Origin of the sequence: Streptomyces montanus (assembly GCF_005786655.1) — a bacterium.
Classification (GTDB): Bacteria; Actinomycetota; Actinomycetes; order Streptomycetales; family Streptomycetaceae; genus Streptomyces; species Streptomyces sporangiiformans.
In genome coordinates this window covers 1-13,387 of record NZ_VBZC01000079.1, presented here as the reverse complement: position 1 = coordinate 13,387, position 13,387 = coordinate 1, and the positions used below count along the sequence as shown (strand labels likewise).

Here is a 13,387-nt window from a genome sequence, read left to right as displayed (position 1 = left end):
GAGCGGCAGAGGGGCGGGCTCACCTCTCGAAGACCACGGTCACCGGGGCGTGATCCGACCATCGTTCCGCGTGGCTGGCCGCACGCTCCACGACCGCCTTGACGGCCCGCGCCGCGAGCCCAGGGGTCGCCACGGCGAGGTCGATCCTCCAGCCCGTGTCGTTGTCGAAAGCACGCCCCCGGTAGGACCACCAGGTGTAGGGCCCCTCGACGTCCGGATGCAGCGCCCGCACGACATCGACGTACCCGCCCTCGGTCTCGTCGAGGACCGAGCCGAGCCACGCCCGCTCCTCCGGCAGGAACCCGGAGTTCTTCTTGTTGCCCCGCCAGTTCTTGAGGTCGACCTCCTGGTGGGCGATGTTCCAGTCGCCGCACACCACGACCTCACGCCCGTCGGCGGCGGCCCGTTCCCTGAGCCCCTTCAGATAGGCGAGGAACTCCCCCATGAACCGGACCTTTTCGTCCTGACGCTCGGTCCCGACCTCACCGGAGGGCAGGTACAGGCTCGCGACCGTGACGCCGGGCAGATCGACCTCGACGTACCGCCCACTGCCGTCGAACTCGGCGGACCCGAAGCCGACTTGGACCCGGTCGGGCTCACGCCGGGTGAAAAGGGACACGCCCGCACGCCCCTTGGCGGCGGCGGGCGCGTGCACGACATGCCAGCCCTCGGGCTGCCGGACCCCCTCCGGCAACTGCTGTGGCTCGGCCCGCACTTCCTGGAGACACAACACGTCGGCGGAGGTCCCGCCGAGCCACTCCACGAAGCCCTTCTTGGCGGCGGCCCGCAGCCCGTTCACATTCACAGAGGTCACAGTGAGCACGCGGGCACGATACCGGCACACTCAATACGGAACTCCACCCGCCAGGCGATGCATGGATGTACGATCATCCACATGAATATACGTCGCGTCCCCTTCGACCACCCCGACGCCGTCAAGCTGAACGACGAGGTCCAGGCCGAATACGCCGTGCGCTACGGCGACGAGGGCGACGTCACTCCCCTCGCCCCGGCCATGTTCGAGCCGCCGCTCGGCCTGTACCTCATCGCGTACGACGAGTGGGGCCGCCCGGTCGCCACGGGCGGCTGGCGATGCCAGGACGAGAACGACGAGGGCTACTCGGACGGCGACGCGGAGATCAAGCGCATGTACGTGATCCCGGAAGCCCGTGGCAACGGCCTCGCCCGCCGCGTCCTCGCGGCTCTGGAGGACGACGCCCGCGCGGCCGGACGCACGCGCATGGTCCTGGAGACGGGCGCCAAGCAGCCGGAGGCCATCGCGCTCTACACCTCCAGCGGCTACGAACCCTGCCGCAAGTTCGGCCACTACCGCTTCGACGATCTGAGCGCGTGCTTCGCCAAGCCGCTGCGGCAGGACGATCGGCCTGCGTGACGGCGCCCGCGGGAGCTTGATACCCGCCGGCGTTACCGCTGAGGCGGCGCCTTGGGCGGCGCCGCTGTGCTGTCGCGCAGTACGAGGCGCGTCGGGACGAGCGTGGTGCCGTGCTCCGTCTCCGCCTCCGCGTCCGTCACGTCCTGACGGATCTTGCTGAGGACTCCCTCGACGCAGCGTCGTCCCACTTCGGCGAAGTCCTGGTGGACGGTGGTCAGCGGCGGCAGGAAGGACCCGGCCTCGGGGATGTCGTCGAAGCCGATGACGCTGACCTCGGCGGGTACTTTCCGGCCACGTTCGTGCAGGGCGCGCAGCAGGCCCAGTGCCATCTGGTCGTTGGCGGCGAACACCGCCGTGCAGTCCTGCTGTTCGGCGAGGCGGAGACCGGCCCGGTAACCGGATTCGGCCGACCAGTCGCCCCGCACCAGGGGTGGCGCGAAGCGGCCGGCCTCGGTGAGGGTGGTCTGCCAGGCGTTCGCGCGTCGCTGCGCGGCGAAGGAGTCCTCGGGCCCGGCGAGGTGCCACACCGTGTGATGGCCGAGGTCCAGCAGATGCCGCACCGCGTCCCGGGCCCCGCCCGCCTGGTCGGTGTCGACCACGGTGTAGCGGTCGCCGGCGTCCGAGTCGGCCACGACGACCTGGATGCCGGGCGGCAGTGAGACCGTGGCCGCGTCGAGCAGGTGCACCTCCATGATGACGATGACCGCGTCGACGGCGAGTTCCCCCAGACGGGAGAAGGCGCCCTTCACCTCGTCCTGGGTGGGCACGGCGAGCGGCAGCAGTGTGACCGCATAGCCCTGCTCGGCCGCGGACGCGGCGATCGCCTCGAGGGTGCGCACGTTTCCCGTGGTGGAGAGGGTGAAGGTGATGACGCCGATGGTGCGGAACTCGCCGCGCTTGAGCGCCCGGGCGGCACTGTTGGGCCGGTAGCCCAGCTCCCGCATCGCGGCCAGGACCTGCCGACGGGTCTCCTCGGTGACGCCCGGGTAGCCGTTGGAGACGCGGGAGACGGTCTGGGAGGAGACGCCGACGAGTCGGGCGACGTCCGCCATGGAGGCGCTCGTCCGGCGGCGGACGGCTCCCCGCCCGGTACGCGCTCCGGTCCGAGGCGTACCCGCCGACGTGCTGTCACTGTCAGCTGTGTCCACGGTGTCCCCTAGCTGCGCGCAACTTTTCGATGCTTACGACTTCTTGACCTTCGAGATTCCTACAGGGTAGACATCACGCCAACCGATGTTTACGTAAACATTATGCCCGGCATCGCCTCGGGCGGACCTCGATGTGGAGCGACCCGCGGCCCCCGGCACCGAGCTCGGACGGCCTGAACCAACAGTCACGGCACTACACAGAAGGTTGGGAGCACTCGAGATGGCACGCCGCACCCGCAAGCGACGGCTCCTCAGGGCCATCGGCATCACCGCCCTGGCGTCCGGGACCGTCCTGGCCACCGCCTCGCTGCCGGCAGCGCAGGCCGCGGAGGCCGAGAGCGCCGCGGCCGCGACCGCCGCATCTTCGGTCACCGTCCGGCCCGACCCCTCCTACCGCCAGGAGCGGTTCGAGGGCTGGGGCACCAGCCTGGTCTGGTTCGCCAACGCCACCGGCGACTACCCCCCGGAGATCCGCGAGAAGCTCGCCCGGCTCCTCTTCGGCGACGACGGCCTCGCCCTGAACATCGCCCGCTACAACATCGGCGGTGGCAACGCCCCGGACGTCAAGGACTACCTCCGCCCCGGAGGAGCGGTCGAAGGCTGGTGGAAGGCCCCGGACGGCACCACGCGCGAGGACACCGACTGGTGGGACGCCGAGGACCCGGCCGACTGGAACCCCGACGCCGATGCCACTCAGCGCTGGTGGGTCGACCGCATCAAGAAGGACATCGACCACTGGGAGACCTTCAGCAACTCCCCGCCGTGGTTCATGACGGCCAGCGGCTACGTCTCGGGCGGTTTCAACGCCAACACCGACCAGCTCAAGACCGAGTCCGTCGACGACTTCGCCGCCTACATGGCGGGGGCGACCAAGCGCCTGGAGAAGGCCCACCGGATCAAGGTCGACACCGTCGACCCCTTCAACGAGCCCAACACCGGCTACTGGGGCACCCAACTGGGCCCTGACGGCGAGCCCGTCGGCGGCCGTCAGGAAGGCGCGCACATAGGCCCCGAACTCCAGCAGAAGGTGATCAAGGCCCTGTCCCCCGCCTTGGCAAAGGCGAGGACCAAGGCGGAGATCTCCGCGATGGACGAGACCAACCCGGGCCTGTTCGCACGGAACTGGGGGACCTACTCGCCGGAGGTCCGTGACCTCGTCGGCCAGATGAACGTCCACACCTACGGCACCGGCCAGCGCACCACCGTACGCGACCTGGCCAAGGCGGCGGACAAGCCGCTGTGGATGAGCGAGGTCGAGGGCGACTGGGGCGACGGCCAGAGCTTCACCGACATGCGGCCCGGTCTGGGACTCGCCCAGCGCATGGTCGACGACCTGCGCGAACTGGAGCCCCGCGCCTGGGTGTTCTGGCAGCCCGTCGAGGACTACGACAACATGAAGCCGGGTGGGGAGTCGGCCAAGGGCGGCAACTGGGGTGAGATCCAGATCCCGTTCAGCTGCACCTCGCAGGACACCCTGGAGACCTGCCCGATCCGCACGAACACGAAGTTCGACACCGCGCGCAACTTCACCCACTACATCAAGCCCGGCGACCGGCTGATCAAGGTCGACGACACGTCCAGCGCCGCCGCCGTCTCCCAGAAGGGCAACGGGGCGACCGTCGTCCACGTCAACAGCACCACCTCGCCCCGTGCGGTGACGATCGACCTGTCCAAGTTCGGCAATGTCACCCGCAACGCCATGGTCACCCCCGTCGTGACCAGCGCCGACGGCAAGCTCGAGAAGAAGGAGGCCATCAGGGTCAGCGACCGGAAGGCCACCTTCACCGTGCCCGGCCAGTCGGTGACCTCCTTCCTGATCAAGGGGGCGACCGGTGTCGCGAAGGACGCCCCGCTGCTGCGGAAGGGCCACACCTACGAGCTGACCGGTGTCCAGAGCGGCAAGGACGTCACCGTCGCCGACGACGGCACGAAGCTCGTCATCAGGACGGCAAGCGCGGACGCGGCCGCCGGCCGGCAGTGGACGCTGCGCCAGATCCGCGGCGACGACAACCGGAAGCGGTATATGTTCACCAACCCCGTCGCGGGCAAGCGCCTGGCCCTCCGCGACGGCGCCCCGGTGCTGGAGGCCGACGAGGGCGTCCGCGACAAGGCCACCCAGTGGATCATGTCGACGACCGGCGACGGCACCTGGACCCTGGTCAACGCGGCCACCGGTCAGGCCCTGGAGGTCGGCGGCCAGGCCCAGCACGACGGGGCCGCGGTGACGGTGTGGGAGCCCAATTCCGGCTCGAACCAGCGCTGGAGGGTGACCGACGTGACGGACGCCGCCGCGACGGACCAAGAAGGTGCGCAAGCCGAGTAGCACGCCACAACGAGCATCGCGTGACGACGCCTCCGGCCCGGGCCGCCGGCCTTCCTGGCCGGGCCGGAGGCGTCCCGCCATCAGGAACAGGCCCGCCCGAGATCGAGGTCACGGCCCGTCACAATGCCACCGGGACCCGAAGTTGGGAACCGGACACCACACAAAAGAACCCCTGCCGGATTTCTCCGGCAGGGGTTCTGAGCTGCGGTGGGGCGTTCACGAGTCGGCCTGATCAGGCACGACTCAGCGGCTTGAAGATCGTTTCCCGTGACGCGAGTGATCGTTCCCCGCCGGGTAGCGGAAAGGCACCGCGGAGGTCTCCGGCCCGGGACCCGGCGACGCGCGGTCTCGGTGAGCTGGGGATCCAGCCGAAGTCCCGCGTTCGGGTGTAGGTGTCTGCGCTGCTGGCTAGCGTGACCGTCGTCTGCTGCATGCTGGAAACGGGAGTTCGCCCGTGATCTGGGAAGGGGGCGTTCGTGAGGATCGGGTCCGCGAAGCGGCCTGAACGAGTTGCTGTCATCGGAGTGGGCATCCTCGGAGCCAGCGTGGGCTGGAACCTGTCCCGGCACGGCGCCAAGGTGGTCTTCATCGACGCGGGACAGCCGGGCGAAGGCGTCACCAACTGGTCTTTCTCGTGGGTCAACGCCAGCAACAAGACCGCGCGCAAGTCCTACTTCGACCTGAACGTCGCGGGCATGACAGCGCACCGTGAGCTTGCCCGGGCCATCGGGCCTGACTCGTGGTGGTATCCCAGCGGCCACCTGCGCTGGGCGGACGACCCCGCAGCGGAGGCGAAGCTCCTGGAAACAGCCGAACTGCTGGCCGACTGGGACTACCGGGTGGAGGTGTCCACGGGGGCCGAGGTGCGCCGCCGCCTCGAACCCGCTCTCACGATGCCCGGCGAGGTTCCCGTCATGTTCTACCCCGACGAAGCCTGGGTGCACGGACGTCATCTCGTCGGCCGCCTGGTCGGCCAGGCCCTTGCATCCGGCGCCGAGCACCGGTTCGGCACCGCGGTCTGTGACATCGGCACCGGTGCCGACGGGAGCATCCGGACAGTCGCTCTGTCGGACGGGAGCTCTCTCGACGTCAACATCGTCGTGAACGCGGCAGGCCCCAGCGCCTCCCACGTCGCCGGGCTCATCGCACGGCACTTGCCGATGCGCCGGGAACCCGGCGTCGTCACCCGGATCGACTGTGCTCACGTCCCGGTTCACCGGGCCATGCACGCGCCCCACATCGAGATCCGTCCTGACGGAGACGCTTCGGTGGTCCTCCACAGCCGCGAGATCGACGCACTCATCGACACAGGCGAAGATCCAGCGGAACTCGCACGGCTGCTCCACGAATCGGCCCGGCACGTCGTCCCCGAACTCGGCAACTCCCGCATCGCACAGACACGAGTATCCAACCGGCCCATCCCAGCCGACGGATTCCCCTCGGTGGGAGCGGTGCCGTCCGTGCCGGGCTACTACGAGGCCGTTTCCCACAGCGGCATCACGCTCGGGCCGGTAATCGGCCGGCTGCTTGCTTCGGAGATCCTCAGTGGGAAGAGAGATGAGATGCTTGCGGACTTCCGTCCGGAGCGGTTCCCCCCGTGACAGCCCGGGCAAGCGCCACCACTACCGCGACCAGGCGGGTGCGTCTCCGGGCGCCCGAAACAGGCTCGTAAAGCCGCGCCGCCGCGTCACGCGGGCCGGAAAGGTCGTTTGGGGGCATGAGACACATGAGGCGCGCTGGTCAAGTGATCGGCTTGGGGCATCAACTGGGCTTGGTTCAGGGCGACTTAGCTTCTTCGCGATCCTGGTCCTTGGCCTGGCTTGTGGGGTGCTCGTGGTGGCTCATCGCGGCCTGAGTGCGGGCCGACTTGTTCAAGGGGCTGGCTCTGCTGGCGCTGTGTTGTCGGCGTACACCTGAACGTCCCCACCCGCGTACGGATGAACGCGGGCAGTTCCAGGCTCGGTTCTCGCTGCCGCACCTGACGTCGGCATGGGGCGCATCTCAGCGCAGTGCGGTGGCATTGGCGGGTGAGCCGACTCCACCGGTGAGGTGGAGCGGTTTGACGGTCAGGAGGCTGTCCCAGCGGCCGGTGGCCCGGCAATCGGCGGCCAGGGCGGTCAGGTTCCACAACTCGCCCAGGGGAAGGCCGAGTTTGGCGATCAGTTCCTGGTGCATCATCCCAGCGTCTTCAGGTGCGCTTTCCTGAAAGTCGCTCTCCGGCAGTACGGGCAGGACCTCAACTGCGAAGGTGTCGGTGGCCATCAGGGCTATGCGGTGGTCCCAGCACCAAGCGGCGAAGGCGCGGGACTGGGCGAAGCCGGTGGCGCGCCGTGCGGCTCGTGTCTCCGCGCGGGTGGCGGGGTCCGTGGTGAGGTACCAGTGCGCCCAACCGGTGTGGACGAGCACGAGGTCGCCGGCCTCGACATGGCAGCCCTGTGCGTCGAGTGCCTGGTCGAGCAGAGTAGGTGTGAGGGCGGGGCCCGAGGCGTGGTCGAGCGGGGTGCCGCGTTCGTGGAGCAGTCCTTCGATGTCGATGAGCAGGCCACGTCCGGCCAGCGGTGTCTCCGCCCAGAGCTGGACGCCGAGACGCGGGCTGCGCGGGGTGATGTCCTCGTCGGGTACGCCGTTGTAGAAGCCGTGTCCTGAGGCGCGGCGGTGGCGCAGTCCGTCGATCTGGGTGCTCGCCTGGAGGTGGAAGTTGTCCAGGACGTCGTCGCGGGCCTGGTCGTGCTTGGCGGTGATGCGGTGGTGGGGGATGCCGCGTGCCTGGGACATGGGCGGGTCGAAGGCGTCGAGGGGGTGGTCGAGGTTCAGGGCGCGGCCGTCGTGTACGCACTGGGCGGCGCGCCGGATCTGCTGCGGGCCCGCGAAGTTGGCCATGCCGCGTTCGGGCTGGTCGACGAAGATGTGCCAGCTGGATCCGGGGGGTGCGTCCGTGCGGTGGAGGAGTTCCTCGTACGTCGGTATGGGAAGCGACACAGGCAGTGGCTTTCGGTCAGGGGCAGCGGGCGGCGATGGCCTCCGCCGCGTGGCGGACTTCGGTGATGATGCGGGGGTGGTCGCTCTCGGGCAGGTCGCTGCTGGATCCGACGATGCTGAGGGCGCCCAGCAGCGTGTCGCCCTTGAGGATGGGTGCGCTGACGGAGGTGACGTCCGGGACGCGTTCGCCCTGGGCGAGGGCGAAGCCGTCCTCCCTGACGCTGCGCAGTTCGGCGGTCAGGTCCTCAGCTGTGATCTGTTCGCCGGAGGCCCGGGTGAACGGCGCTGCGGCGGCGACACAGGCTGCTCGTTCGTCCTCGGGCAGCCAGGCCAGCAGTGCCTTTCCGGCGCCCAGGTGCAGGGGGAGCTTGTCCCCGATGGGCAGTTGGTAGCGCAGCGGGTTGCGGCCTTCGACGCGGGCGATCGGTACCCGGGCGGATCCGACGCGGACGAACAGGGTCGGGGTGAGGCCGGTGGTGGCGGCCAGTTCCTGCAGGACGGGCAGAGCCACGGGGCTGAGCCGGTTGTTGACCAGGAACGCGTGGGCGGTGGCAACGGTGGCGGGGCCGGCCACGTAGCCGGAGTCCTCCTTGGCCGCGTAACCACGATCGACCAGGACGTTGAGGATGCGCTGGGCGGTGGCCACGTGCAGCTCCGCGCGGCGGGCGACGTCACTCAGGCGCAGCGGGTGACGGGCGTCCTCGAGAACACCCAGCACGTCGAGTGCCCTGTCGACCGAACGCATGGGGGAAGCGGAGGTGGGGGCCATGGGTGGTGAGCTCCTGGACAGTCGGCACGGCACCCGGTGTGCCGTAGTCCGATAAGAGTTATCAGAAGGCAGGTGGCCGTACGGGGGATCGCCCCGTTCGTACGGACTGTCCAGGCTGCCGGACCCGCTATTTCGGGCGGGGGACTGCCGCGGGCTGCAGGTCCTGAGGCGTGGTGGGCGTGCCCGGCAGCTCCTCCGTAGTCAGGTAGGAGAGGACGAAGGCGAGCAGTCCGCTGACGCCGGCGACGATGAAGACGGCCGGTCCGGCGTGCTCCTCGACGGCGGCGACCCAGCCGGCGTCACCCAGGGCGAGGCCCAGGGCCTGCCCGATGACGATGAGGAAGCCGCCGGTCAGGAAGCCGATGACGCTGAGGCGGAAGAGGAGTTGGAGCGCACGGATGGGCATGGGTGGCCTCCGGTTTCAGACGGGCAGGACGCCGAGGGCCACGGCGGCGCCGATGAACAGGATGGGGATGCAGTAGTAGGTGAGCAGCGGCATGAAGGTGCGCGACGGGTCGACGCCCGCGATGCCACTCGCCACGTAGATGGGCGCGCCCGACGGGGGTGAGGCGCCCTCGGTGGAGGCGAAGATCAGCACGGCGACGCAGGCGGTGGCCGGGGAGACCCCGGCACCGATCAGCGCGGAGACCGCGACCGGGCCGATGGCGGCCATCGTGGCGCTGGCGGTGAGCGGGATCGCGACGCCGACCACGAGAACGCCGACCAGCAAGGCCATGGCCCACACCGGCGCGTCCACACCGGACAGCAACTCGGTCAGTTGCTCGGGCAGGCCGAGTTCGCCCAGTGCGCCCGCCGCCGAGAACGCGGCGACGATGGTGACGCCGAGGACACCGAACTTCGGGGCGGCCCCGCCCAGCAGGTCCCACCACCCCTGCCCGGTGCGCGGCAGGTGGCGACGGCCGAGCAGCAGCACGAGGGTGATCATCAGGACCGGTATCCAGGTGATCAGGCTGATCGCGTCGGACATCTTCACGCCGTCGAGGTAACGGCCGAGCGCGCCGGCAAGCGGCCCGCGCGTCAGCAGCAGCGGCAGCGCGATCCCGCCGAACAGCAGCAGGCTGGTCCAGCCCACACCCAGCGTGCGGCGCAGCGGCTTGAGCTCGCCGGTGTCCACCGGCTGGATGCCGTGGCGGCGGATCATGACGAACGCCGCGACCAGCCGGTAGCCCAGGCACCACAGTCCGCCCAGGAAGAGCGGCAGCACGATGTCGTCGGTGGACACCACCGAGGCGACACCTGCCGAGCCCATGAGGATGAACATGGTGGAGCTGAAGGGGAAGGTGACACCCATGCCCGCGCCGCCGGCCGCGACAGTGGCCGCAAGCTCGCCGCTGACGTTCGACCGTTTCATCCACGGGATCGTGACCGAACCGACAGCCGCGGTGACCGCGGCGCCCACGTGTGCGATGGCGCCGAACACGCCCGCGGCGACGGTCGAGGTGTAGATCGGGCCGCCGCGCAGGCGTCCCAGCATCGCGTTGAGGATGTCCAGAAGATGGTCCAGGACCGGGGTACGCGCCAGCACATAGCTCATGAACACAAAAGCCAGAGCGGCGAAGGTCACCTCCTCCTGCATCGCCTCGGCGAGACTGCTCCACAGCACATGGCCGATGTCGCCGCCGGAGAACAAGCCGGTGACCAGGAATCCGACGATCAGCGCCTCACCGATGTTGCGCTTGAGGACGGAGTTCCATACGAGGATGGCCGCGATGTAGCAGCCCAGCGCCCACACGGCGATCATGAGGCGCCTCCCGTTCCGGCGTTGCCGTCCGCGGTGGCGCGGATGTCGGCGCGGCGGCCTGCCTCGTCGGCCTCGACCGCGCGGGCAGCGGCGAGCACCGACTCTGCCTGCTCGGCGGCGACCACGGCAACTCCGTCGCTGTCCCCCACGACCAGGTCACCGGGCCGGCAGACGAGCCCGCCCACCGCCACGGGCACGTTGACGTGTCCGGGGCCGAACTTGTAGGGCCCGGCCGGGGTCACCGCCCGCGCCCATACCGGGAAGCCGATCTCGGCGAGCACGTCGACGTCGCGCGCCGCGCCGTCCAGGACCATGCCCACCACTCCGCGGGCCTTGGCGCGTTCGGCGATCAGTTCGCCGATCAGCGCGCGGGAGGTGTCGCCCTCCCCGTTGACCACGATGAGGTCTCCGGGTGCCGCCACCTTGATGGCCTCGTGGATGGCCTGGTTGTCCCCGGCCCGCGTCCACACCGTCAGGGCCCGCCCGATCGCCCGCGCACCCGGCCACAGTGGCCGGACACCCGAGTCGAGCAGGGCGAGACGGTCCACCGCGTCACCGATGTTCGCGGCGGCCACGTCCCGGTGCGCGGCCAGCAGCTCGTCCGAGACCCACGGTGCGTCCCGCAGCCCTTCCGGACGGGCCGCCAGCGTGTGCACATGGCTGATCGCGTGCACCAGTTCGGCGTCCAGGCCGAGGCCGGCCATCAGATCGGCGGCCGCCGACATCTCGTACGCCCGGCGCACACCGTGTTTGGCGGTCCCCGCGTACAGGCGCTGCAGTGTGCTCTCGCCCCCGGCGAGCTCGGAGGCGATCTGCTCGCGCACCCACAGCTCGTCCCCGGCGCCCCGGCCGGCCTCCACGGTCTGCACGATGATCGCGCCCAGGCCCTTCATGAACACACTGCGCAGCAGCTTGCGGGCCGAGGCCGCCCCCGGCTCCCCGCCCAGGTCCTCCACCGGCGCACCGAGTGTGCCGAAGTAGTCCGCGATCACCGTGGCGCCCGGGCCACTGGTCACCAGAGCGGTGCGGTGCCGGTGCGTGGGAACCGGGCCGATCACCGACACGTCCGCGAAGACGGCCCACGACGAGGAGCTCACGACCTGCGCGATCTCCCGCTTCAGCGCTGGGGCGCTGGCGTTCATGTCCGCGTACACCGTGGAGGGACCCAGGTGCGGAGCCGCCTCCCGGGCCACCGTCAGTGCGGCCTTGGCTCCGGTCAGGCCGAGCACCAGGTCGCAGTCCCGGACAGCGGCTTCAACGCTCTCCGCACGTTCCACACCCGTCGGCGTCGGCACATCCCCCGGGTCGTACCCGGCCACCGACCAGCCGTTCTCCAGGAACCCTGTCGCATACAGGTTTCCCGCCTCGCCCAGCCCGAGCACTCCGACACGCATGCGTGGCCTCCTTGCCACCCACCAGGGGATTCTCATTGAGTGATAATTTTTATCGTTGTATGAGCAAGGTGGATGCTGCCTGCGAGTGAAGCGGACGTCAAGGGGTCGCGAAATGATCGATCAACCATCCCCGCAAAGACTGGAGGGGGCAGTAGCGACGCATCCGGTTTCGGGGTTTCCATGTACGCGAGTGGAGGCGTTTAGACCGAGGCCCGCCCGCGAGCCGCACTTCCTCAAAACCAAGCAGGGCCCCGACGCCTGAGGCGCCATCCGGCTCCAGTGCCCGGCCGCCGGACCGTCGCCGTCGGTGAACTGCGCACGCCGCGACCGGCTTCGCCCCCGCAAGCCCCACACCTCGGGACCGCCGTCGGCAGTGGTCGACTTCACCGATCACCGCAAGCGTGCTGCCCACCCCGCCGCCCGGCCCACAGTCCAACTCCCCCAGGACGAATGGCTCACACTGCCACCGGCGGACGAACTGCCCCCTGTCTGCAGCAAGTCCGACATCACCGTCCCCGCCGACGCCGCCGGCGACCTCAAGACCGCGAAGTTCCGGCAGGACAGCCACTACCTGTCCGACGACTGGATCGCCGTCTACAGCCCATCCGCTCGCACAACGAAGGCATCCACGGCCGCCTCAAGGGCGACGAGATCGACATCGGCAACCCCAACACCGGCCAGCCCCGGGCCAGGTCGCCCAGACGCTCCTCGTCGCCATCCTGGTCACCGCAGGAAACCTCGACATCCTCGAGACCTGGCTTTACCAGCGCACCGGCGCCCAACTCAGCCGCCTGGACTACGACTACGCCGATCCCAGCCACCAACACGGCCAGAACAGACCCCGGAAACGACGAAGATCCCGCACGATCATCATGATCGCCGGGATCTCGTCAACCGCCCCTGAGCTAACTCAAGAACGGCCGTGCGGTGGACCTGAGGGGATTTGAACCCCTGGCCCCCTCGATGCGAACGAGGTGCGCTACCAGACTGCGCCACAGGCCCTTGCAACGAGTGAAACTCTAGCATCCCCGTCCGGGTGCTTGGAAATCCGTTCCTGGCTGGTCAGGGGTAGGGGTTCTGGGGCGTCGTCACTCGTTGGCGGCGCGCGGCCGGTCGCCGTCCTCGTACTGGTCGAAGAGCGGTGTGCGGCCGCGTTCACGGGCGCGGCGAGCCGAGGCGGCCCGGCGGGCGTCCGCGGCGCTGTCGGGGGCATCGTCCGAGCCGGGCTCTCCCGGCTCGTCCTCCGTCCCCGCGGAGCCCTCACCCGCGTCGGCGGCCTGAGCCGACCGAGTCGTCGAGCGGTCGGCGCTCGGCTCGGCCGCACTGGACCGCGCCGAGCTCCACGCGTCCGGACCGCCCAGGTCGACGTCGGAGGTGGCGCGCGGGGCGACCGGGGCCGTCACATACGTCGGCAGGGGCACCGGGACGGGGTCCCAGCTGTCGCCGCCGGCGGGCCCGCGACGGCGCTCGCGCTGCTGGTCGACCCACTCCGCGTGGTCGGTCTGCTCGACGAGGGCGCGGCGGTCGGCGGCGAGCGCGGACAGGCCGGGGTCACTGGCCGGCCCCGGTCCGTCCTCCGGCTCGTCAGCGGCGCCCGGCTCGGCGGGCGGCCGCCGCCG

At 69.9% G+C, this 13,387-nt stretch carries 10 protein-coding genes, 1 tRNA gene and 1 pseudogene; 3 read left to right on the top strand and 9 right to left on the bottom strand.

Annotated features, from left to right (window positions below; all coding sequences use genetic code 11):
* Nucleotides 1-19: 19 nt before the first annotated feature.
* The gene (locus tag FE633_RS41735) at nucleotides 20-844 is read right to left on the bottom strand and encodes an exodeoxyribonuclease III (RefSeq protein ID WP_138050383.1); all 825 of its coding nucleotides are present in this window, start codon (nucleotides 842-844) and stop codon (nucleotides 20-22) included.
* Nucleotides 845-895: 51 nt separating this feature from the next.
* Between FE633_RS41735 and FE633_RS41730 the strand changes: the two genes are divergently transcribed.
* Nucleotides 896-1,393, top strand: coding sequence for a GNAT family N-acetyltransferase (locus FE633_RS41730; protein ID WP_138050382.1), 498 nt, complete (start codon nucleotides 896-898; stop codon nucleotides 1,391-1,393).
* Between the two features lie 32 nt (nucleotides 1,394-1,425).
* Here FE633_RS41730 and FE633_RS41725 read toward each other — a convergent pair whose 3' ends face one another.
* A complete protein-coding gene (locus FE633_RS41725; RefSeq protein WP_138050381.1) occupies nucleotides 1,426-2,445 on the bottom strand; it encodes a LacI family DNA-binding transcriptional regulator in 1,020 nt (339 codons plus the stop codon).
* Nucleotides 2,446-2,761: 316 nt separating this feature from the next.
* Between FE633_RS41725 and FE633_RS41720 the strand changes: the two genes are divergently transcribed.
* Both FE633_RS41720 and FE633_RS41715 read left to right on the top strand, forming a co-directional pair.
* Nucleotides 2,762-4,864: a glycoside hydrolase gene (locus FE633_RS41720; protein ID WP_138050380.1), complete on the top strand. Its 2,103-nt coding sequence runs from the start codon at nucleotides 2,762-2,764 to the stop codon at nucleotides 4,862-4,864.
* A 476-nt stretch (nucleotides 4,865-5,340) separates the two neighbouring features.
* On the top strand, nucleotides 5,341-6,465 hold the full coding sequence (locus FE633_RS41715) for an NAD(P)/FAD-dependent oxidoreductase (protein ID WP_246114076.1): 1,125 nt from the start codon (nucleotides 5,341-5,343) through the stop codon (nucleotides 6,463-6,465).
* 400 nt (nucleotides 6,466-6,865) lie between these two features.
* On the opposite strand, the gene FE633_RS41710 is transcribed toward FE633_RS41715, so the two are convergent.
* The 7 genes and pseudogenes from FE633_RS41710 to FE633_RS41680 all read right to left on the bottom strand — a co-directional run.
* Nucleotides 6,866-7,843, bottom strand: coding sequence for a cyclase family protein (locus FE633_RS41710; protein WP_246114075.1), 978 nt, complete (start codon nucleotides 7,841-7,843; stop codon nucleotides 6,866-6,868).
* 16 nt (nucleotides 7,844-7,859) lie between these two features.
* On the bottom strand, nucleotides 7,860-8,612 hold the full coding sequence (locus FE633_RS41705; RefSeq protein WP_138050379.1) for an IclR family transcriptional regulator: 753 nt from the start codon (nucleotides 8,610-8,612) through the stop codon (nucleotides 7,860-7,862).
* A 127-nt stretch (nucleotides 8,613-8,739) separates the two neighbouring features.
* A complete protein-coding gene (locus tag FE633_RS41700) occupies nucleotides 8,740-9,018 on the bottom strand; it encodes a hypothetical protein (protein WP_138050378.1) in 279 nt (92 codons plus the stop codon).
* A gap of 15 nt (nucleotides 9,019-9,033) precedes the next feature.
* The gene (locus FE633_RS41695) at nucleotides 9,034-10,374 is read right to left on the bottom strand and encodes a TRAP transporter large permease subunit (protein WP_138050377.1); all 1,341 of its coding nucleotides are present in this window, start codon (nucleotides 10,372-10,374) and stop codon (nucleotides 9,034-9,036) included.
* Entirely contained in the window at nucleotides 10,371-11,768 is a 1,398-nt protein-coding gene (locus tag FE633_RS41690; RefSeq protein ID WP_138050376.1) for an RraA family protein, read from the bottom strand. Before FE633_RS41690 ends, FE633_RS41695 begins: the two co-directional genes overlap by 4 nt.
* A 928-nt stretch (nucleotides 11,769-12,696) precedes the next feature.
* Nucleotides 12,697-12,770: transfer RNA gene (locus tag FE633_RS41685), tRNA-Ala, on the bottom strand.
* Between the two features lie 86 nt (nucleotides 12,771-12,856).
* Nucleotides 12,857-13,387 (bottom strand): annotated as a pseudogene (locus FE633_RS41680) (hypothetical protein); the annotation flags it as partial.

Excerpts from the sequence above, each read along its gene's own strand:
- FE633_RS41730 (WP_138050382.1), top strand. The coding sequence starts at position 896 with ATGAATATACGTCGCGTCCCCTTCGACCACCCCGACGCCGTCAAGCTG.
- FE633_RS41725 (WP_138050381.1), bottom strand. The coding sequence starts at position 2,445 with ATGGCGGACGTCGCCCGACTCGTCGGCGTCTCCTCCCAGACCGTCTCC.
- FE633_RS41720 (WP_138050380.1), top strand. The coding sequence starts at position 2,762 with ATGGCACGCCGCACCCGCAAGCGACGGCTCCTCAGGGCCATCGGCATC.
- FE633_RS41705 (WP_138050379.1), bottom strand. The coding sequence starts at position 8,612 with ATGGCCCCCACCTCCGCTTCCCCCATGCGTTCGGTCGACAGGGCACTC.
- FE633_RS41700 (WP_138050378.1), bottom strand. The coding sequence starts at position 9,018 with ATGCCCATCCGTGCGCTCCAACTCCTCTTCCGCCTCAGCGTCATCGGC.
- FE633_RS41695 (WP_138050377.1), bottom strand. The coding sequence starts at position 10,374 with ATGATCGCCGTGTGGGCGCTGGGCTGCTACATCGCGGCCATCCTCGTA.
- FE633_RS41690 (WP_138050376.1), bottom strand. The coding sequence starts at position 11,768 with ATGCGTGTCGGAGTGCTCGGGCTGGGCGAGGCGGGAAACCTGTATGCG.